The sequence below is a fragment of the Ilumatobacter sp. genome, assembly GCF_046290335.1.
Classification (GTDB): domain Bacteria; phylum Actinomycetota; class Acidimicrobiia; order Acidimicrobiales; family Ilumatobacteraceae; genus Ilumatobacter_A.
Window position 1 is genome coordinate 94,113 of the sequence record NZ_JBKAGH010000007.1, and the last position, 20,292, is coordinate 114,404.

At 65.5% G+C, this 20,292-nt stretch carries 16 protein-coding genes; 4 read left to right on the forward strand and 12 right to left on the reverse strand.

The window, feature by feature from the left end:
• Positions 1-182 precede the first annotated feature (182 nt).
• Entirely contained in the window at positions 183-1,031 is an 849-nt protein-coding gene (locus ACE37B_RS21115; protein ID WP_409925325.1) for an SGNH/GDSL hydrolase family protein, read from the reverse strand.
• 218 nt (positions 1,032-1,249) lie between these two features.
• Here ACE37B_RS21115 and ACE37B_RS21120 point away from each other — a divergent pair, with 218 nt between their 5' ends.
• Together ACE37B_RS21120 and ACE37B_RS21125 are read left to right on the forward strand one after the other, a co-directional pair.
• Positions 1,250-2,248 carry an aldo/keto reductase gene (locus ACE37B_RS21120; RefSeq protein WP_409925326.1) on the forward strand — a complete coding sequence of 333 codons (999 nt, stop codon included), beginning with the start codon at positions 1,250-1,252 and terminating at the stop codon, positions 2,246-2,248.
• 180 nt (positions 2,249-2,428) lie between these two features.
• The gene (locus ACE37B_RS21125; RefSeq protein ID WP_409925327.1) at positions 2,429-5,254 is read left to right on the forward strand and encodes an EAL domain-containing protein; all 2,826 of its coding nucleotides are present in this window, start codon (positions 2,429-2,431) and stop codon (positions 5,252-5,254) included.
• A gap of 147 nt (positions 5,255-5,401) precedes the next feature.
• Here ACE37B_RS21125 and ACE37B_RS21130 read toward each other — a convergent pair whose 3' ends face one another.
• The 4 genes from ACE37B_RS21130 to ACE37B_RS21145 form a co-directional block, all read right to left on the reverse strand.
• On the reverse strand, positions 5,402-6,265 hold the full coding sequence (locus ACE37B_RS21130; protein ID WP_409925328.1) for an ABC transporter permease: 864 nt from the start codon (positions 6,263-6,265) through the stop codon (positions 5,402-5,404).
• Entirely contained in the window at positions 6,262-7,266 is a 1,005-nt protein-coding gene (locus ACE37B_RS21135) for an ATP-binding cassette domain-containing protein (protein WP_409925329.1), read from the reverse strand. The genes ACE37B_RS21130 and ACE37B_RS21135 overlap by 4 nt, the downstream gene beginning before the upstream one ends.
• Before the next feature lie 110 nt (positions 7,267-7,376).
• Positions 7,377-8,246, reverse strand: coding sequence for a hypothetical protein (locus ACE37B_RS21140; protein ID WP_409925330.1), 870 nt, complete (start codon positions 8,244-8,246; stop codon positions 7,377-7,379).
• Between the two features lie 237 nt (positions 8,247-8,483).
• Positions 8,484-9,545: a helix-turn-helix transcriptional regulator gene (locus ACE37B_RS21145; RefSeq protein WP_409925331.1), complete on the reverse strand. Its 1,062-nt coding sequence runs from the start codon at positions 9,543-9,545 to the stop codon at positions 8,484-8,486.
• Positions 9,546-9,675: 130 nt separating this feature from the next.
• On the opposite strand from ACE37B_RS21145, the gene ACE37B_RS21150 reads away from it, so the two are divergent.
• On the forward strand, positions 9,676-10,176 hold the full coding sequence (locus ACE37B_RS21150) for a quercetin 2,3-dioxygenase (RefSeq protein WP_409925332.1): 501 nt from the start codon (positions 9,676-9,678) through the stop codon (positions 10,174-10,176).
• Between the two features lie 258 nt (positions 10,177-10,434).
• Here ACE37B_RS21150 and ACE37B_RS21155 read toward each other — a convergent pair whose 3' ends face one another.
• The 7 genes from ACE37B_RS21155 to ACE37B_RS21185 form a co-directional block, all read right to left on the reverse strand.
• Entirely contained in the window at positions 10,435-10,674 is a 240-nt protein-coding gene (locus ACE37B_RS21155) for a type II toxin-antitoxin system VapB family antitoxin (RefSeq protein ID WP_409925333.1), read from the reverse strand.
• A gap of 7 nt (positions 10,675-10,681) precedes the next feature.
• A complete protein-coding gene (locus ACE37B_RS21160; RefSeq protein WP_409925334.1) occupies positions 10,682-10,975 on the reverse strand; it encodes a hypothetical protein in 294 nt (97 codons plus the stop codon).
• Positions 10,976-11,257: 282 nt separating this feature from the next.
• On the reverse strand, positions 11,258-12,916 hold the full coding sequence (locus tag ACE37B_RS21165) for a hypothetical protein (protein WP_409925335.1): 1,659 nt from the start codon (positions 12,914-12,916) through the stop codon (positions 11,258-11,260).
• Between the two features lie 745 nt (positions 12,917-13,661).
• Positions 13,662-16,916, reverse strand: coding sequence for a MobF family relaxase (gene mobF / locus ACE37B_RS21170; protein ID WP_409925336.1), 3,255 nt, complete (start codon positions 16,914-16,916; stop codon positions 13,662-13,664).
• Between the two features lie 132 nt (positions 16,917-17,048).
• Entirely contained in the window at positions 17,049-17,498 is a 450-nt protein-coding gene (locus ACE37B_RS21175; protein WP_409925337.1) for a winged helix-turn-helix transcriptional regulator, read from the reverse strand.
• Entirely contained in the window at positions 17,488-17,763 is a 276-nt protein-coding gene (locus tag ACE37B_RS21180) for a hypothetical protein (protein ID WP_409925338.1), read from the reverse strand. Before ACE37B_RS21180 ends, ACE37B_RS21175 begins: the two co-directional genes overlap by 11 nt.
• Positions 17,764-17,964: 201 nt before the next feature.
• Entirely contained in the window at positions 17,965-18,669 is a 705-nt protein-coding gene (locus ACE37B_RS21185) for an ETEC_3214 domain-containing protein (RefSeq protein WP_409925339.1), read from the reverse strand.
• A gap of 169 nt (positions 18,670-18,838) precedes the next feature.
• Between ACE37B_RS21185 and ACE37B_RS21190 the strand changes: the two genes are divergently transcribed.
• Positions 18,839-20,107: an exonuclease domain-containing protein gene (locus tag ACE37B_RS21190; protein WP_409925340.1), complete on the forward strand. Its 1,269-nt coding sequence runs from the start codon at positions 18,839-18,841 to the stop codon at positions 20,105-20,107.
• The last annotated feature ends 185 nt before the right edge of the window (positions 20,108-20,292 follow it).

Sequence of the window (20,292 nt, forward strand, 5' to 3'; positions counted from 1 at the left end):
CGACGCAGGCGTCGCAGCGCTCGATGACCGAGCGCTTCGCCATCGGTCGCTCGACGATGTCGATCCGTCGGACGGCTCGCTCGACGGGCACCTGGACGGGCCCTCGAGTTCCAGCCAGCGGCGCGTGGCCGCAAGCGCACCGTAGATGCCGATCCACTGCGCCGAGACAGTGACGGAACCGGCTAGCGGTCGAGGACGGTGGCAAGCAGGTCGTAGTAGCGGGTTGCCACGAAGTCCGCGCCGACCTCGTTGTAGTGCACGTCGTCGGCGAGCATGTCATCGGTGAAGCCGGTCTCCATGTCGACGGTCAGTACCTGCGATGTCGCAGTCGATCGCTCGTCGGCGATCGTCCTCACCGCCGAGCGGATCGCGTCGAAATCGCCAAGCAGTCGGTCGGTCATCAGGTCAGATCTCCCAGGAGCCAGTTCTTCGAGAACTACGGTCACCTCTGGGTTGCTCGATCGGAGGATGCCGATGATCTCCACGATGTTGGCGACGATGTCGACGAGCGGTGTCTGCCCGTTCAAGATGTCGTTGCCTCCTGGAGAGCTGAACAGCACGACGTCGGGAGCTCCGGTCTCGTCGAGCCAACCCTCGATTCCTTCGAGGATCTCCCCGGAGGTGTAGCCGCCTCTGCCCTCGTGGTCGTCGTCGAACTCGTTGCCCTCCAGTATCGGGTAGCGACCGTTGTCCGACTGCGTGCCGACGAAGTCGAACTCCCAACCACCCTCCACCAAGTCGATCCACAGTTCGTATCGAAAGCTCTCGAAGTCCGGTCGGGCCCCTTCGACTCGGGAGGCGCCCAGCGGCAGGATCCGGTTCGGGGAGTCGCTCGGTGGTTCGTTCGTGCTCGGGTCGTCGCTGCACCCAGCGAGGAGCAAGAGCAGAGCGCCGAAGGCCGCGACGACGGGTCGCCTCACGAGGTCGGTCGGCACCTGCCCGACGTCCGGTCTCGCCGCCGTGCGAGCCTTCTCGCCTCTCCAGCGCAGCGAGCGCCTCCGCGAGTTCTGCGCGATTGGTTCGTGGATCATGCGGGGGTCCTGGAGCCTGGCTGCCGACGTTGCGATCGGGGGGAGACGGTCACCGGAAAGTCTCGCGCAGCGCGAGGGAGCATGCCGAGGCTCCGCTCGGACGGTGCGGCGCTGGCCGCTGACCGAGCGTCATCAAGAGCGCGTCATCGAGGAAACGTCGTGGGACGACACATCGGTACGACTCCGACGGGGTGGAGCGCTGACCGTAGGGTCGTCGCATGCAGCACGTGAAGTTCGGGCGGACGGGGATGCGCGTCTCGAAGCTGTGTCTCGGCACGATGACGTTCGGCACCCAGTGTGACGAGGCGACGTCGTTCGACATTCTCGACACCGCGTTCGACGCCGGCATCACCTTCGTCGACACCGCCGACATGTATCCGAATGGGCAGGACGGCGAGCTGTCGGGCCTGACCGAGGAGATCATCGGTCGATGGATGCGTGAGCGACAGCGCCGCGACGACGTGATCCTCGCCAGCAAGTTCTGGGCGCCGATGGGCCCCAACCCGTGGAACCGCGGGGCGAGCCGCAAGCACATCGTCGGTGCGCTCGATGCGTCGTTGCGACGGCTCCAGACCGACCACCTCGACCTGTACCAGATCCACTTCTTCGACAGCGACACCCACATCGACGAGACGTTGCGCGCCCTCGACGACTCGGTGCGGGCCGGCAAGGTGCGCTACGTCGGCTGTTCCAACTTCGCTGCGTGGCAGCTCGCCAAGGCGATCGGCCGCAGCGAGGCGCTCGGGATCTCTCGCTACGAATCGGTGCAGCCTCGCTACAACCTGTTGTTCCGTGACATCGAACGCGAGCTGTTGCCACTGTGCCGCCACGACGGCGTCGCCGTGATGGCCTACAACCCGTTGGCGGGCGGCCTGCTGACCGGCAAGCACGCTGCGGCAGCCGGTCCGACCGTCGGTACACGCTTCACCCTGGGCAGCGCGTCGCGTCGCTATCAGGAGCGGTACTGGGCCGACGACAAGTTCGAGGTGGTCGAGGCGATGCGACCGCTCGCCGCCGACGCCGGGATCAGCCTCGCCCACATGGCGATGGGCTGGGTGTTGTCGAAGCCGGATGTGACGACGCCGATCGTGGGTGCGAGTTCGAGCGCACAGCTCGCCGATGCCGTCGCGGCCGAGGCCGCTCCGCTCGATCCGAACCTCGTCGCCGAGCTCGACGCACTGACTCACCACTACCGCGCCGTCGACACGCCACGCTGAAAATTCGAGTCGGCGACGCTGGGTGTCGGCGCGGACGACGGGATGGACCCAGCGAGGTCGTCGGCCGCCGCCGTTGTCAAGAGTTCGTGTGGTCCAGCGCGACGTCCAGGTGATCGACGCCACACTCTGCACTGTCACGAGGTGATCCGACGCGTCTCGTGGCGCGCACGAGCAGGAACCATGCACCCCGACCTCGACCTCCCGACGACGACACCGACCGGTGCCGGGCTGCTCGATGGCGCCGAGTTGTCCGCCGACGTGGTCCGGACGACACTCGACCAGCTCACCCAGGCCGTGTACCTGTACCGACCGATCTTCTGCGATGGACGTATCGTCGACCTCGAGATCGTCTATTGCAACCGAGCCGCACTCGCGCTTCCACTCACCGAACGAATCGTTCCCGGAGCGCTCGCCAGCGACGTGTTCCTCGATGTTCATGTCGCGCTCGAGAACGCGGAGACCGCATGGGCGGGCGACGAACCGGAGCGCTATTCGGTGCTACGACGAGGCGTGGTCGACGGAGCGCTGAAGACGATTCGCTACGAGATCTCGACCGGACGAGCCAACGACCTGCTCGTGCAGACCTCGCACGATCACACCATCGACGATCAACTCGAGCAGAGCGAGTTGCGCATGCGCACGGTGGTCGAGGCGCTCGACGAGGCGATCGTGCTGCTCGAGCCGCTCTTCGACGACCAACTCCAGGTGGTCGGTTGCCGACCGTTGTTCGCCAACAGCAGCGTTCGGCGACTCGATGCGCTGCTCACGATGCGACCGGAGCTGTCGTTGAGCGCTCCACCCACCGAACTGCTCCGAGCGGCCTGGGACGGCAACGACCCGATCGATCGGTCCATCGACAATCTCGACGAGTTGGATCCGACGCTTCCCGCCGTCGCCGTCGATCTCCGCCTCGAGCGCGTCGGCGACGTGCTCGTCCATGTCGCCACCGACCACACGCGACGCCTGGTGGCGGCCCAGGCCGAGGATCAGGCGAAGCGCAGATTCGCCGCGACGATCGATGTCATCCAAGAGGCGGTCGGTGTGTTCGAGCCGATCCGCGACGCTGACGGCGATGTCGTCGATTTCGAACTCGTCCACGCCAATGCGTCGATGAGCGCATGGCTCCCGACGACGGACCGCCTGTCGAGCGTCGAGACCGTCGGCGGCGACCCGATCGCCTGGGGCAAGGCTGCACTCGAAGCTCCCGGCGAGCGGGTCCGGGCCACGCTGTCGATGGCGTCCCGGGAGCAACCCGAGTCGATAGCGACGATCAGCGTCAGCGTCGTGGCCAGCGAGCGGCAGGTCGTGATGGTCGGCGCCGACATCACCGAGATGCAGAACGCGCTGGCGACGATCACCGCATCCGACGACATGCTGCGCGCCGTGCTGGAGTCGCTCGCCGAGAGCGTGCGGGTGTTCGACGCCGACGGCGAAGTGATCCTCGCGAACCAGTCGTCGTTCGAACTCCTCGGCACCCCGCCGGGGCCCGATTCGACGTCGTACCCGTACGACGTCTGCGCGCCCGACGGTAGTCCCCTCGACGAAGCGGACTGGCCGCTGCAGCGGGGCCAGCGCGGCGAACGGGTCGACGATCTCGTGGTCGGCGTGCAGCGGCCCGATGACGACCTCCGGATCTGCCGCGTCGCGGTGCGACCGATCAGCGAGCAGGGCGACAGCGACCGGACCCGAGCGGTGGTCGTGTCGGCGCACGACATCACCGAGTCCACCCGACGCGCCGAGCAGCTGGCGTGGATCTCGTCGCACTCGACGCTGACCGGGATGTTGAATCGGCTCGGCCTGCTCGACGAGTTGTCGGCGAGGCCCGAGGTCCTCGAGGGCGGCTTCATCGTCGCCTGGGCGCGGCTGTCCGCGCTCGAATCGATCCGTCCGACGTTCGGTATCGAGACCGCCGAGGCAGCCGTCCAGTCGGCGGCAGCGCGGGTCCGGTGGGTCGCCGACTCCTTCCACGGCCACGCTGCTCACATGTCGGACCACGAGTTCGTCGTGATCGCTCCGGGGAGCCACGTCGGTGCGTCCCGACTGGCGGAGGCGGTGGCGAAGGCGTTGTCCGAACCGGTCGGTGCTGCTGGCGTCACGCTGTTGATCGAGCCGTCGATCGGCACGGCGATCGCCCGTCGCGGCGAGGATCCGAGCGACGCCATGCAACACGCACAGGCGGCATCGTGGGCTGCCGACCAAAATGGGCTGGCTCAGGAACGTTGGCGCGATGACATCGCCGCCGGCCAGATGCGCCGGGTCGAGCTGCTCGGCGACGTCCGCCGCGCACTCGACGACGGCGAGATGATGCTGCATTATCAGCCCAAGCTCGACGTGCGATCCGGTCATCTCGTCGGGTCCGAGGCCCTCATCCGCTGGACGCGGCCCGGCGACGGCCCGGTTCGACCCGACGAGTTCATTCCGGCGGTCGAGGCGAGTGGACTCGCCGGTCCGTTCACCCTGTGGGCGATCCGCCGGGCGATCAACGAGTGGGGCACGGTGCTCGACCGCCATCCTGAGACGTCGGTCGCCGTCAACGTGCCGAGCCTGTTGATCGTCGATCCGAAGTTCACCCGGTCGGTCGAACGCGAACTCGGAGCCGGGGTGCCCGACCTGAAGCTCGTGCTCGAGATCACCGAACGAACGGTCGGCGCCGACGTCGAATCGATCAGTGCTGCCATCGACCGATTCGCCGAGTTCGGCGTCGGCATCTCGATCGACGACTTCGGAACGGGGCAGTCGTCGCTCGCCTACCTGCGCCACCTCCATCCGACCGAGATCAAGGTCGACCGCACGTTCGTCGCCGGCGCCGCCGACGGGAGCGACCCCGTGGGGCGCAGCGTGCTGCAGGCGTGCGTCGACATCGGCCGGTCGGCTGGCGTGACCGTGTGCGGCGAAGGGGTCGAGACCGACGCCGAACTGGCCCTCCTCGACGAACTCGGCTGCGACACCGCGCAGGGCTACCTGCTCGGCCGCCCCGGACCCATCGACCTGCTCGACGCCTCCTGACCAACGTCCGTCGCCACCGGACTCGGGATCGAGATCTCGCGATCCGGTGTACACGACGCATGTCCGTCGACCGGACGGACGAGTCGAAGGAGGCCGTCATGACCGAGACCGAGGAGCGTTCGGACCGACCGCCTCGGCGACTGCCCCTCAGATTCGCTGGTAGCGCCACACGGCGATCGCCCCGAACACCACCGTGATGCCGACGCTCCACAGCACCGACTGGAGCGCCGCGTCGGCCACCGGCCCACCGATCGACAGATGACGCGCTGCGTCGGCGGTGACCGACACCGGGCTGTTCTCGGCAAACCAGCGCAGCCAACTCGGCATCGTCTCGATCGGCACGAAGACGGTGCTGGCGAACACCAGCGGAAAGATGGCGACGAAGCCGGCCGACTGAGCAGCTTCGGCTCCGTTTGCGACGAAGGCGATCGCAGCGAACACCCAACTCAAGGCGTAGCCGAACAGCAGGATCAGGCCCAACGACGCCGCTGCGGCCGCGGCGCCACCTTGGAAGTCGAATCCGACGAGGTAGCCGACGGCGATCATCAAGAAGATGATCACCGTGTTCCGGAACAGGTCGGCGAACGTGCGGCCGGTGAGCACTGCCATCCGGCTCATCGGCATCGAACGGAACCGGTCCATCACGCCGCGTTGCAGATCTTCGGCGAGCCCGACGGCGGTCTGGCTCGCACGGAAGGCAACCGACTGGACCAGGATGCCCGGCAGCAGGTAGTCGACGTATTCGACGCCGGGCGGGAGTGAGCCGCTGATGGCGCCGCCGAACACGTAGACGAACAGCAGCACGAACATCACCGGCTGGATCGTCGAGAACAGCAACAGGTCGGGCTGGCGCACGAAGTGCCACAGATTGCGTCGGGTGACCACCGCTGTGTCGGTGAACGTCCGGCTCAACGTGTTGCTGCTCCTGGTGGTGCTGCTCCTGGTGGTGTTGGTGGTGGTGGTGGTGGCGGCGGTGGTGGCGGTCCTGGTGGTGGTGGTGCTCGAAGTCATTTCGTCGGCACCTCCTCGTTCGCAGCGTCGTCAGCTCCGGTGTCGGCGCCGGCCGTGGAGCTGTCGGTCAGCCGGAGGAAGACGTCGTCGAGGTCGGGGCCTCGCAACGAGAGGGAACGAACGTCGATTCCGGCGTCGCTGATCGCCTCCGCCGCCCGTCCGAGCGCGGCGACCGGTTCGTCGGTCGTGGCGATCGTCCACGTCCGAGTCCCGGATCGGTGGATCTCGTCGTCGTCCAACCCCCTGATCCCACCGAGCAACCGCTCCACCTCCTCGTCGTCCATCTCGTCGGCGGTCGCCAGTTCCACGACGAGCCCGCCCGACTGTCGCTTGAGTTCGTCGGCGGTGCCAGCGGCGATGACCTTGCCGTGGTCCATGACCGCGATCCGATCGGCGAGAGCATCGGCCTCGTCGAGGTACTGGGTCGTCAGAAAGATGGTGGCGCCGTCTTCCGACAGGTCGCGGATGACCTGCCAGATCGTGTTGCGGCTCCGGGGGTCGAGCCCGGTCGTCGGTTCGTCGAGGAACAGCAGCTGCGGATCGGTCAGCAAGCTCGATGCCAGATCGAGGCGTCGACGCATGCCGCCCGAGTACCCGTTGACGGCCCGACCACCGGCGTCGGCGAGGTCGAACCGCTCCAGCAGTTCACCCGCTCGGCGACGGGCGTCGCGGCGGGAGAGCCCGAACAGTTGGCCGAACATCTCGAGGTTCTGTTTGCCCGTGAGTAGCTCGTCGACCGCTGCGTACTGACCCGTGAGAGCGATCGACTCCCGCACTCTGGCGGGTTCCTCGACGACGTCACGTCCGAAGACCTTGGCCGTCCCCTCGTCGGGTCGCTGCAGCGTCGCCCAGACCTTGACCGCGGTCGTCTTGCCCGACCCGTTGGGTCCGAGCAGCGCCAGGATCTCCCCGGCCTCCATGGTGAGGTCGAAGCCGTCGAGCGCCGCCGTCGACCCGAACCGGACGACCCCGCCCTCCATCTCCAACGCCACATCACTCATCTGAATTCGAGCAGTACCCGGTTTGCGTCCCTGTAGTCCTCCCTCGAGTCGATCCGCTCATCTGGCTCGCCGTCGTTGCGACAGCCGAGCGCATCGGAGCGTCGCCGTTGTCAGACCCCGTAGAGCCGGGCGATGTCGGGCACGCGGGTCATCGTGTTCGGGTCGGGGCACGGGTGGTGGACGACGCCGCCGGGTTCGAGGGGCGCCGTGCACGGGCGCCCGTCGAGGTGTGCGATCCAGCGCGAGATGTAGTCGGCGAGGCCGAACGCACCGCGGGGCTCGAGGTGGACGCCGTCGGGATGCATCCACCCGGTGGAGCGCTGGTTGTAGGTGCGCCAGTCGGCGATCACCAGGTCGGGGTGGCGCGGCGCCGACTGCCACAGCAGCATCGTGTTCTCGGCGTAGACGCCGATCGCAGTCGCGCTCGATCCCGGCCAGCGACCCGTGCTGAGCGTGAGCCACACCACCTGTTGCGCGCCCTTCGACCTGGCGGCGGCCATGATCGTGTCGACGAACGATCCGAACGGGTCGTGCCAGTCGTTGTGGCCCGACATCACCACGACGACGTCGAGCACTCCGGGCGTGCCCAGGATCGCTTCTTCGATGGTGTTCGGCACCCGCAGGTCGCTGTCGCTCCAACACGAGGGCCACACGAGGCGTCGACAGCCCTGGGCGTCGAGCACCGGTTCGAACCCGACGAAGAGCTCGTGCGAGGCGGTGGCGTTGCGAACAGCGGCGAGGGTCGAATCGCCCACCATCAAGACGCGGCGCTCAGGAGGAGCGACCCGAATCGCCGGGGCGAGCGAGTCGAGGTTGCCTCTGGCTGCAGCGTCGAGCGCCGAGAGTCGGACACGGTCGCTGTGGGATGGCGCTGCATCCACCGCGTCACCAGCGGTCTGCGTGACGGTGACGCCGATGACCGAAGCGAGTGCGAGCACCAACACCGCGCACCGTCGCATCACGTCGTGTCGCCGAGCCATACGGTGCATATCGACCGCCCCGCCCACGCCCTTGAGCCGGGCACGCCGCCGGTGAGCCACGGCCGGCTTCGCGCAGCGCGAGCAGGGCTGACCGTCGACCCCCCATCGACGGTCAGCGCTGTCCGAGCTCTGGGTCAGATGGTCGCATCAGACGGTGAAAGTCGGAGTTCCCCGGTGATCGCGATCACCGAACTGACCGTCGTCGAGCGCGTCGTCAGTCGCCGGAGTAGGCAGTTCTCAGAGCTGGATGACCGCTTCTTCGAATTGGTCGAGGATGTGTTCGGTGAACAGCCGTGCGATGAGTTCGCCGCGGCTGTTCACGTTCGCCTTGACGAACACGACCTTGAGGTGGTCGCGCACCGTGTGTGACGAGATGCCGAGTTCCAATGCGATCTCTTTCGTCCCGAGTCCGCGGCACAGAGCGAGCACGATCTCGGTCTCCCGGCTCGACAGTCCGTACGACGACAACAGCAACGGCTGGAGATCGCTGGCGGTGGCCCGATCGATGGTGACGACCACGTGATCCGCGTCGCCTTGGAGCGCCTCGGCGTGCACGCGGACCCAACATCCGCTGCGGCCTCGAAGGCGGGTCGTGACGCGGTCGACACCTCGGCGCCGCGCCTTCGACGCGGCGATCATGATCGTTCCCGGAATATCGCGGTCGATGTCGATTCGGAGGTCGTCGAGGTGCTCCGCGGCGCCGCTCGTCGCAGACACCAAGGCGCCGCCACCGTCCAAGATCAACACCGCTGGCGCCGTCATCGCAGCACGATTCGGTTGATGCAACGCCTGTCGCAGCACCACGACAGCAGGCTTCAGCAGAGCGGTGGCATCACGAATCTCGGTGAGTGAGTACTCCTCGCCGTCAGCGCGAATGAACGCCCCGATCGCGAGGCACGTGGCGCCAGCCATGAGCGCCACACGAAGCTCGTCGCTGGTGCCGTACTCGGCGTACAGCTTCTGGAAGCGCGGACTGCGTTCGAGGTCACCATCGGTTGCGTCGGAGAGGGTCGCGACCGGTTCGACGCGGCGCGCCAGGTCGTTGAACTTGTTGAAGTCGGGATCGAGCAGTTCGTTGTCCCAGAACGGAACACATGCCGCGGGTTCGAAACCTGCGACCACTCCGCCCGCCGGCAGGTGCGTCTCAGGGTCGGTGCTCATGAGTGCAAGCGCGTCGCAGCGGGCGACCTTGCTGATTGCCCGGGCGACGACCGAACATGCCGCTTCGCCGGTCAGCGTGACGTCGTCGGCTGCTGCCAACAGCGAGTCTCGGGCGGCGGTGAACGCGGCGATGCTCATGCGCGAAAGGTAGCCAACCCGGAGCCGGCGCGGTATCCCTCGAATGAGGGGGACCACCCCCTCCAGCCGGCGAGCGTGCGCCTCGATGAGGGGATTCACGTCGCCCGGAAACAACCGTACGGTCGCTCCCATGACCGCACAGAGCCCAGTCCTCATCGCCCGCAACGACGGTGAACACTTTCACTTCCTCAACAATCTCTTCACCGCCAAGGTCACATCGGAGGAATCCAACGGGGTCATGTCGGTGATGGAGTTCATCGGGCCGAAGCACTTCGGGCCGCCACTGCACCGTCACGACGTCGAAGACGAACTCTTCTACATCGTCGACGGCGAGGTCTGGTTCTCGTGTGGCGACGTCGAAGGAGTGTACGAGACCGGCGCGACGGTCTGGTTGCCTCGTGGGCGACCGCACACTTTTCAGATCCGCTCCGAGACGGCCCGTGTCCTGCAAGTGACCACACCGGCCCAGTTCGAACGTTTCGTTGCAGCACTCGGGCGGCCCGCCGACTCTCCAACGCTGCCCGAACCCGAAGAGATCGATGGAGCCCACGTCGCCGCAGTGTGCGCAGAGTTCTCGATCGAAGTGCTCGGACCACCACCGGCCCCATTCGACGACGGGAACAAGGCATGAGGCGCAAGACTTCGTCGGCCCTCCACGAACTGGTCGCGTTCCGGCTCGCCGATGACGAGACACGGTCGATCGAGGAACTCGTGACCCTTCCGTCCGATGAACTGCTCGGTCTCGTCGGCCGCGAGCCCGCCGCCGTGCTGCTTGCTGCGCCCGGCGGTGAGATGATCGCAGCGGTCGGCGATGGGACCCTCGACGGGGTCTGCCCGGTTCTTTGTGGGTTGAACGCCCCGCCGCTATCAGCCCCGACCGGCAAAGCGCTCACGTGGCTGAAGCAGCGCTTCGGAACGAGGCGAGATCGCCCCACTCGTCTTCACCGTCGATCGGGTGGGCTTCGTACGCTGCTGCATACGTGGCGTCGATCTCGGCAGACCGGTAGCGATCGAGAAGAGCCGTCAGTGCCGCGTCCACGAGTTCGGCATCGGTGGTTCCAGGGTGCAGTCGGCGAGCATCATCGAGCAGCGTGCGGTCGACAGTCGTACTGATCCGAGCGCGGGTCATGCCACTATTAGGCCACGATCATGCTGCGTTGGGAACCGCTCGGAATGTGCAGCCATGCGGCCGTGCCTGCGCCGACCTGCAGCGAGGCGGCGAGTCGTTCGGCGTCGCGCTTGGTGCCGCGCACGGTCCGCGAATTCTGCGCCCGCTCACCACGCGAGTCGGTGCCCGTGAACACACGAACCTCCCACACGCCGGGCTTCTCTTCGCGCATCGTCGCCATGGGCAAAACTTTGCGCTCGAGATGGAGAAAACCCGAGGGATGATTCCAGGGATGGCCTACGGACAGATGTTCGTAGGCCATCCCTGGAATCGAAGTCACTCGATACGCAGGCCGGAGATGGCCCGGCTGATGACCAGCTGCTGAATCTGCTCGGTGCCTTCGAAGATGTCGTGGCTCACCTTCACCGGTTTTGTGAATGACGCTCAGGGTTGCTGAGTTCGTCTGACCAGGGGTTTCGCGATCGGTTTGTCCGCTGGGTGTCGCTCAGTCCGCAGAGTTCTAGGGCCGACTAGGGATGAAATCGCGATTTCGGAACTCCCTTGGATCACGGCAAGGAGTTGGCGCATCCCCTGGCATCGACCGCTAGAGATCCGACGCCGCTGCCAACTCGGCGAACGTCTCGAGTGTCAACTGCGGTGAAGTGCGTAGGATTCCCGTCAACTGTCGAGGCGTCCCACCCTTGCGTGACGAGCCAGCTTTGCCGGTCCGCTTCGAGATCATGGACCCATCGACAAGGTCCAGCACCTCGACGCCCTTCTTGAGCCTCGAACCGGAAAACTGGCTCAGGTCGAGCATGAAGACTTCAGCTTTTTCTCCAGCCTGGTGAGCATCGCTAAGGCTGGAGTTGATCATGTGGTTGAGTCGAAGTTCGCTTAGCGCAATGAGCAGCGCATACTCGTCGGGGTGGGTGTCCCGATCTCGAAAGTCGACTCGGTAGTAGGTCGATTCCGCCAGATCGAGGCAGAAAGATCGAAGCATCTCGAGAGCTCGAACGGTGAGCTGCGCCTCGCCTTCTTGGGTCGACAGATCCTCCTCCAACTCAACGATTTTCGACTGTGCAGCGTCACCGGCAGCCTCGTTGACGTCTTGCACTCCGGCGAGCTGACCACTGGTCCGGCGCTGCGCTTTCGCAATCGCCGCGCCAGCCAGCACCAAGTAGTCGCGTGGGACGCCGCCACAGGCCAATACCAGCCGATCCAGCGCGGCACCCCGAAACACTGACGTGAGCAGCCCGATTCCACACTCGCTCGCATACTTCTCGAGGATTGATTCCAGAAAAACCTTGGCTTTGGCTGGCTCTTGAAGAGTCACATCAAGATCGATGATGTCCGCATCCTGCCCCGTCTGCAGACCCGTCGGTGGCGAGGGAACGAACCATCGCGTAAGGGATTGAATCGACGCAATCTTGAGCCAAGCGTCGCAGTCTCGAACGCACGAGTGCAAGGCGTCCAGCAGGGACGCCTGATCCGCTTTCGGCACGAAATAGAAATCGTCGAGGAACACGTACAGGCGACGTCCAGTGGCTGCTGTGTAACGCTTGATCCCCCGCTGAATCGTGGGAATGAGTCGGTCGACCTGCTTTCTTGTCGGCTCATCGGTCGCCAGCAGCGCCGTAACCTCGTCGTAGATCTGAGCGAGCGCCGAAATCGTACGGCTGGACTTCATCGACTGTCGGCTCTCCTGCAAGATGGACTCGAAAATGGACTCCAAGATGTAGAGGAGCATCCGTTCGGTGGGTTCGCGACGAAGCACCTGGAGATTCGTCCAAGAGGCGATCTCTCCGCCGCTAACGATGCGGCTCTTTGCCTCGAGCAGCAGCGCTGTCTTCCCAACTCCACGACGACCGAGAACCAGATGGTGGCGCGGTGCGACCGCCGCGGCAAGGCTGGCCGAGCTGTCGACGATGTAGTGCAGGCTTGGCAGGGCATCCGACGTCCGCGAACGAGATGTGAGTAGTTGGACGAGGTCGCTGCACCTTGGGTCGTGAACCCCCTTCACACGCCCGGTCGGACGGACCTTCGAGACTTCTGCAGATCTGACTCGCACCGTGACGAACCCGGAAAACCCGTCGGCTTCCATGAGTTCTGTGACCGCGATGCCGACGGCAATCGCCTCATCGAAGTCCTCAGGTGAAACCACTGCGACGAAGATCGCTTCGTCGGGGAAGTCGCGACGCACAAGCTCTGCGAGACCCAGCCCTCGCTCTTCGAACTTCGCTCGTATCGAAGCGTCGTCCCACACCCCTTCGCTAGACCTAGACATAGCTGCAACCCTTCAGGCGTAGATAGGCACGACAGGTCGCAAGAAAATCGGTGGCGACCGCCTGCCATGAGAGCGCCGTGCCGCGCCAGGCACGAGGCGATTTCGGATAGGGGTCGTAGTCAGCCCTGTTGCGATCGAGTCGTGCGCCCGTCATCGCGTTGAGCCACCGATTCCGATCGGGAAAGTCACCTGGGAGCTGTCCTGGCAGCGAACTGTGTTCTTGGTGATCATCTCCCCCCTTCTGGAAGTACACGACTGCGCGACCTGCTTGGTAGATGCAGTAGTAGAAGCGACTCACAGCGCTCCGGTACGCGCCGGTTGACTCCGTCGCGCAGGCAACGCCGTCGACGCGAAGACTTGCGGCCAACACGATCCGGTCCGCGACGACCCGATGACGTAGCTCCTCAAGGGTCCGTCCGGTCGAAGCCTCAAGGTGAATTCCACGACCCCACGCAGAGAGATCGGCCTTCCCGGCCTTCGAAACAGCGAGGAGGGTTTCATCAGATGCAAAGGAGGCCACACCCGCCACGATCCTTCTCTTTCGGAGACATGCGCCGACGCTACCGCGAAGCCCTCCCTGACTCAGACCTGGTTCTCCGGGAGACTTCGGTCCTCTCGAGCAACGCAATGTCGCCCGCAGCGCAGTCGGCCCTGCCGAAACGCGGAGCCCACACACGCCGAATCAGGCGAAACCCAGACAGCCGGCGCGGTGGTGGATGGTGACTCAGAGGTCGATACCCAACTCGACGGACGCCGGCTGCGGCCTCAATCGATGGAGCTCGGCTCCTTGCGCCTCGGGCCATCGAGTGAACCATTCGTTGAGCTGACCCATTCCGGGAAACTCTCGGTGATCCGCAAGTGTGGACGCGATCTCAACCAAGGACGAGGGACGGACATCGCGACCGTCTGCCCAGTCCTTCCATCGGTCAAGGGCTGCGCAGAGTTCGTTGGCTCGGACGACAGCGCCACCGAGGTCCTCCCACTCGTCGAGGATTCGGCGGGTCGAGTCGAACTGGCGGTGATCGTCGATGATTCTGCGGAGGTCATCGAGTGGCGCACGGGTCGGCGCGGCGAGTTCCTCGGCTCGTGCCAGCCGATCGTTGGCGGCGGCGAGTGCACCGGTCGCTGCTTCGACCTCTCGGCGAGCTGATCGACGGTGAACTCGACCGGACTTGCGTAGCTCGAACTCGGCCTCCCACAGCGCTGACCGCGACTCGCTCACGACGTGCTTCGCGGCGAGGACATTCTCGTTGAACGGGGCGTGTGCCGCTTCGGCTGCGGGCAGGCGACGGCTTGCTTCTGCCACTCGCCTTTCGTCCGCGGCCCGCTCGGCGTTTCGCTCGTCGAGCGATTGTTGGGCGGCTCGACGTTTCTCCTCGGCCGTCGCCCGCAGCTCATCGAACCACTCGGGGATCTCCAGGCGTGGCCGTGGCCTCGAACTCGGCACGGCCTCGGCAAGCAGTCGACGGTGGGTCGTTGCGGGGATGTCTGCTCGGTCGATTGCGATGGCTGCTTCGAGGATGCCGATTGCTTCGGCGATGTCGAGTGTGTCGGTGACGACGAGAGCGAGGTTCTCGTCGCGACCACGGGTCATGCCGACGCAGAGGCCTCGGCCGGTCGTGGCTGTTGTGGCGAGAGTGATGCTGCGTTGGGCGGTTTCGCCTTGGGCTCCGTGTTCGGTGGTGGCGTAAGCGAGCTCTACGTGTTGGCGGGCGTAGTCGGCGGGGAGGGTGATGGTGCCGTGTCCATCAAGTCGGGTCACGGTCATCTCGCCGTTGCGGTTGGTGTCGGTGATGGTCCAGCGTTCTCGGTTGCGTACGGGTTCACCGGTGGTGGTACGGAGTCGTCGGTCGTTGCGGCGGGTGGACACCATGTCGCCGACCATCGCCCACTCGTCATCGATCTGGACGAGCGTGTTCTGGTCGAGTTCGCCGGCTTCGATGCGGCGTTGTTGGATGTGGTGGTTGATGGTCTGGACCTGTTCGTTGCGGGTGGTCGTGATCGAGATCGTCTCGCCGTCATCCCGTGATCGGGTCCAGGCGTCGGTGATCGTGTCGAGGTGGTCGTCGAACGTGCCGGCCCGGATGCGTCCGAAGGTGTTGTAGCAGTGGAGTGCTTCGGGGTCGCCTTGTCGGAGTCGGAGCGAGTTGGTGGCTTCCCATTCGTTGGTGAAGCGGTGGAGGTGTTCGAGTTCGTTCGTGCGGCCGGTGGTGCAGAGTTCTTGGAACATGCCGCCTCGGCCGACGGCTTGGAGTTGGTGCGGGTCGCCGATGAGGGCGAGTCTCCATTGGTGTTGTTCGGCGTGAACGACGAGTCGGTGGAGGTCGGCGGTGTTCAACATGCCGGCCTCGTCGACGATCACCGTCGTCCCCGGTCCGCAGTCGAACCACGATCGGCCTGGGTCGGGGTGGTCGAGTTCGTAGAGGAGCTTGGCGACGGTGTCGGCCGGCATCCCGGTCTCGGTTGCCAGGACACGGGCTGCCTTGGCCGTGGGGGCGAATCCGATCACCGGTCGGGTCTGTGCGTGGAGATCGGTGACGGCGGCTTGGAGCGTGCGGGTCTTGCCGGCGCCGGCCGGGCCGACGACGAGCACGAGCCGGTCGTGTCCGGCGACCGCGCTGGCTGCGCCGTGTTGAGCGTCGTCCAGTGCGTGGTCGGTGACGGTCGTCGACGGCTGCGGCCGGCCTGCTTGAGCTTCCAGCGCCCACGTGATGATCCGCTCTTCCTGGGCCAGGACGTGCTCGCTCGTCGCCTGCCGTGCGACGGGCTCGATGTGCAGCGCCCGCCCATCGGATGATCGGCGAGCCGAGTTCGGTGCGGCAGGGTCGAGGTCGATGCACGCATCGAGCACGGTGTCGACGGCTTGGTCGAGTGCGGCCGCCCAGGTGGTGGCGTCATGGGCGGGTTGCGGTGTGGCGAGGTCGGAGATGGCGCGCAGCACATCGAGGCAGTTCCACGTCGACCCGCGTTCGGCGAGCAACTCGAGAACGTCAGCAACCGCGACCGGCGACGCTGCAATCGGCCGCCGCTGCGCCTCGGCATTCAGGGCGTCGACGAGCGAGATCGGGTCGTGGCCAAGAGCCGCGGCCTCTCGTGTCCAGCGAGCTCGAAGTTGGTCGGCGCCGAGTCCGGTCTTGCGCGCTCGGGTGTCGCCGGATGCTTCGCGTTCCATTGCGGAGAACTCGCGGTGGCTCGGTTCTCGGCCGGTGCGTTCGATGAACTCCGCGACGCGGTGGTCCATCTCGATAGCGATGTCGTGGGCGCGTTTGGAGAACTGGTGCAGCAACTCGGTGGCGACGCCGGCGATCTCGGCTTGGCCGTTGACGATGGGATCGAACGCGACGCCGTAGCGGGCGGTCAGCTCGGCGCGCAGGACCGATTGGTAGAAGTAGCCGAACGCCTGCTGATGCCGCTTCAACACTCGCCCGTCGAGCGCATACCAGCGGCCGTCGGCGGTCTGGACCTTGGCGGAGATGACGACGTGGGTGTGGAGCTGTGGGTCGTCAGCTCGGCTCGTCGACTGACGGAACACGCCGATCGTGAGCCCACGGGTTTCGGGATGGAGCCGTGTCCCGTTCGAGCGGACGCGGGTGGTCGAGCCGTACTTCTCGATCATCTCGATCGCTGCTTCGACGGCTCGGTCGTGGCACTCGGCGAAGCCCTCGTCGCCGGTGAGTCCCCACAGCACCGACACCGACTTCGGTGCCGAGAACGTCGCGTCGTAGCCGGCGACCGCCTTGATCACGTTGCCCTTCTGGTCGATGCGGTCGAGCAGTTCCCGACCGAGCGACTCCCCCGTGAACGGGTGACGGCCGAGCAGGACCGCTTCGAGACGATCGGGTGTGACCTCGCCGATGAGGCCGAGGTCGGGTGCCTGCCTCCCAGTCCACCGACCGGGAAGCTCACAGCTGTTCTTGGTGAGGTAGCCGCCGTAATAGGCCGCCGTTGCACCGGCCGTGCGAGCGAACAGCGTCGTCACCCGGATCATGATCGAACCCGACCGCCCGCGGGCACCTGTCTACGGGTTATTGATTTGTACACGGGTTATTGATTTGTACGGGTTATTGATTTGTGGTTGTGGGTGGTTGGTTCGGTCATGGGGGGTGTTCCTTCAGGAGTTGAAGGTGAGGGAGAGTTGGCCGGTATCGGTGGTGTTGGCCGTGTCGGTGGTGTTCGTGGTGTTGGTGGTTCGACGGTGTGTTGTCGGGTGAGGTCGTCGGTGGTTCGTCGTCGTTGATATGTCGACGGTGAGGCAGGCGGTCGGGACGTCGAGCCGGTAGGAGCCGGTCTGGAAGACACCGCTGTCGGAACGGCGTTGCTCGGCTTCGATCACGCCGAGGTCGCGGAGCCGTCGAACGGCGCGGGCGACGGTGTCCTTCGCAAGACCGAGCGACGAGGCGAGCGAACGGATCGACACCTGGGCGACGAGGTGATCGCCGTCGCCGGTCGAGCGCTGCATCATCTCTTCGAGCACGGCCCATGCCGTCGAGCCGTCGTACGCGCGCAGCTCGTGCGCTCGCGGACCGAGGACGATCATGCGGCGGATCGGGTCAGCGTGCAACGGAGGCTCCCTCGACGGGTGCCTCCGCATCGCACAGCCGCACGACCCGGCCGGTCCTCACGAGTTCCATGAGCGCCCAGCGCGGAACCCGGAGGCACTCCTTGCTGAACCGGATCACCGGAAGCCCGGACGTGCCGCCCGAATTCAGATACTCGTGAGCGAGCTGGTAGCCGAGCGTGCGACCGATCCGCAGGATCTTGCAGGCCTCGCGCATCGTGAGGAGCGGGTGCTCCTCCGACTCAGCGAACTCCTCCAGCGACGACATGGACCATCAGAAGTACACCCATGTGATTCGGTCGGCAAGCCCCGTGTTTATTGGGGTTCCGGACGGAATGGCACCAACGCACACCAACGGACACTGATGCGCACCAGACGGCACAAAACAGACGGTTCGATGTGACCAGGATCACAGCCTTGGTCACGTCCCAGAACTCGTGACACGGGCGCGTGCATCGCCATTCAGCTACTACTTCGACGAAAGGTACCGAACGTTGTCGAGGTCAGCTCCCAGCGTGAACGGATCCTCACCCACCCCACGTCCGCTGATTGAGAAGGTATTGATGGTGGTCGTCTCCCGAAAATGACGCAGGACTGCAGGGATATCGGCGTCGGTGTAGGCGCCGCTCAAGCCAGCGGACTCGCCCGCCGGAACCTCCAGATTTTTGCTGGCCGCAGCGTCAGACGCCGCAACGGCCAAAGTCAGATAGCTCCCCGGGTTGGCAAGGTACTTCGACTCGGAGGCAACGAACCGGCGGGCACCCCAGTGCAGCACGAACTCCCCGTCAGATCCGATGGCATCTGCAAAGGTCGACTTATGCAAGCGGACATTCCCGGAACCGAGGTTCACCCCGGGCCGAAATCGCAAGTCTCGAGAAGTGACGGCGATGCGCTCTGCGCAGTCCGAGTCGCCCCGACCACAAATCTGCACGTAATAGAGGGGATCTATCCACACCCACTCGACCCATCCATCGACTTCGTTGCGAGTGCGGGCGGGTCCAAGCACGCTTTCGACATAGCTCAATCGCAAACCAGGTGTGATCCGTTCGACGAGATCGCGGGCATGGCGGCGCCTGCCGATGGTCCGTACCCAACCCGCACGGACAAGTGTTGCGAAACCGACGGTTGCGCTTGTACCGGCAAATATGGCTAGGGCGAGCTCGACAATCTCCACGTTCAGATCATGACCGCTTCGGGCGGCGGGCGCCGCCTGTTCGTCACCAGCGCACCCCGTAGCGAACGCTGACCTTCATGTCGTGGTCTTCGCTCATCACCCGGGATCTGCGAAACTCCTGTCCATGGTGGGACTTCATCGATGTGCAGGCGGCGCGGACCGAGTGGTCGTGATCGACACCGAGACGACCGGGTTGTACTCCTCCGATCGGATCGTCGAGATTTCGATCGTGACGTTGTCGCTCGACGGCGACGTCGTCGACATCTTCGACACACTCGTTCAGCCCGAGCGCGACGTGAGCGCAACTCACATCCACGGCATCACGGCGTCGATGGTCGCATCTGCGCCGACCTTCGCTGACGTCGCAGGCGACGTGGCGGTGCGGCTCGACGGTGCGTGCCTTGCTGCGCACAATCTGGCGTTCGATCATCGCATGCTCAACGCCGAGTTCGAGCGGGTGGGAACCACGGTGACGACGAGTGCCGGTATCGACACATTGCGCGCAACCGGCGTTCGGCTCGCCGAGGCGTGTGCGGCACACGGCATCGCGCTCGACGGAGCACACCGATCGCTCGTCGACGCGACCGCCACTGCCCACCTCGTTCGCGCCATCGCTGACCTGTGCGACGTCGGCGGGCCGACCGCGTTGTCGATGAGACCTCCCCGACTCGGGCGCGTGCTTCGACGCGAAGACACCGCCCCGGTCGAACTGCCCGACCCCCCACTCATCGCATATCTTGCGGCTCGCCTGCCGCACTCAGGGGTCGCCGTCGACATGCTCCCCTACCTCGAACTCGTCGGCCGTGCCGTCGGTGATCTCCACCTCGACCCGACAGAGCGACAGCAACTCGAAGCGCTGGCCATCGCGCTCGGACTCAACGAAGCTCACATCGCTCAGGCCCACCGGCGTTTCGTCAACGAACTGATCGACGCCGCGGTCGCCGACGATGTGGTCACCGCCGACGAGTACGAGACGTTGGTCCGCGTCGCCGCAGCGCTCGGAGTCGACCAGCAAGTCGTCGAGACCCGCACGCATCAGCTTCGCTCCGTCGGGACATCGCTCCGTATCGACGCCGACGTCTCGGTCGTGTTCACGGGAGACCATCCGGCCATCGAGCGCTCGACGTTGGTGGCGCACGCCGAGCAACTCGGCATGTCCGTGGCGAAGGGCATGTCGAAGAGGATCGATCTGCTCGTTGCGGCCGACCCTGATTCCAACTCAGGCAAAGCGAAGAAGGCGCGCCAGTACGGGATTCCGGTGCTCGGTGCCGAGGCCTTCGCCGCTTCACGATCTGGCGACACCATCGAGGCAACCGGAATCGGACTCGAGACACTCAAGGTCGTCACGTGCCCGGACTGCCTTGCGACGACGACCGTGCCGGCGACGACTCGAAGCCAGTCGTCGAAGCGTTGTGACGACTGCGTGCCGGTTCGATAGACCGACAGCGAGGCCGAATCCCCATTGCCCTCACCGGCCGCACCTCCTAGTCTTGAGGACGCGAGAACGCCCCGGCGTACGAGGGTCGACGTTGTCGCTTGATCATCATCGAGGAATCGGTGTTGGTGACGCCGCCTCCGGCCAGCGCTGGAGGAAGTGGGCCCGGCTGCCTACCGGAAGGGTAG

What these genes read in the sequence shown, in the direction of transcription:
- ACE37B_RS21115 (WP_409925325.1), bottom strand. Translation starts at nt 1,031, where the DNA reads ATGATCCACGAACCAATCGCGCAGAACTCGCGGAGGCGCTCGCTGCGC.
- ACE37B_RS21120 (WP_409925326.1), top strand. Translation starts at nt 1,250, where the DNA reads ATGCAGCACGTGAAGTTCGGGCGGACGGGGATGCGCGTCTCGAAGCTG.
- ACE37B_RS21125 (WP_409925327.1), top strand. Translation starts at nt 2,429, where the DNA reads ATGCACCCCGACCTCGACCTCCCGACGACGACACCGACCGGTGCCGGG.
- ACE37B_RS21130 (WP_409925328.1), bottom strand. Translation starts at nt 6,265, where the DNA reads ATGACTTCGAGCACCACCACCACCAGGACCGCCACCACCGCCGCCACC.
- ACE37B_RS21135 (WP_409925329.1), bottom strand. Translation starts at nt 7,266, where the DNA reads ATGAGTGATGTGGCGTTGGAGATGGAGGGCGGGGTCGTCCGGTTCGGG.
- ACE37B_RS21140 (WP_409925330.1), bottom strand. Translation starts at nt 8,246, where the DNA reads ATGGCTCGGCGACACGACGTGATGCGACGGTGCGCGGTGTTGGTGCTC.
- ACE37B_RS21145 (WP_409925331.1), bottom strand. Translation starts at nt 9,545, where the DNA reads ATGAGCATCGCCGCGTTCACCGCCGCCCGAGACTCGCTGTTGGCAGCA.
- ACE37B_RS21150 (WP_409925332.1), top strand. Translation starts at nt 9,676, where the DNA reads ATGACCGCACAGAGCCCAGTCCTCATCGCCCGCAACGACGGTGAACAC.
- ACE37B_RS21155 (WP_409925333.1), bottom strand. Translation starts at nt 10,674, where the DNA reads ATGACCCGCGCTCGGATCAGTACGACTGTCGACCGCACGCTGCTCGAT.
- ACE37B_RS21160 (WP_409925334.1), bottom strand. Translation starts at nt 10,975, where the DNA reads ATGGCCTACGAACATCTGTCCGTAGGCCATCCCTGGAATCATCCCTCG.
- ACE37B_RS21180 (WP_409925338.1), bottom strand. Translation starts at nt 17,763, where the DNA reads ATGTCGTCGCTGGAGGAGTTCGCTGAGTCGGAGGAGCACCCGCTCCTC.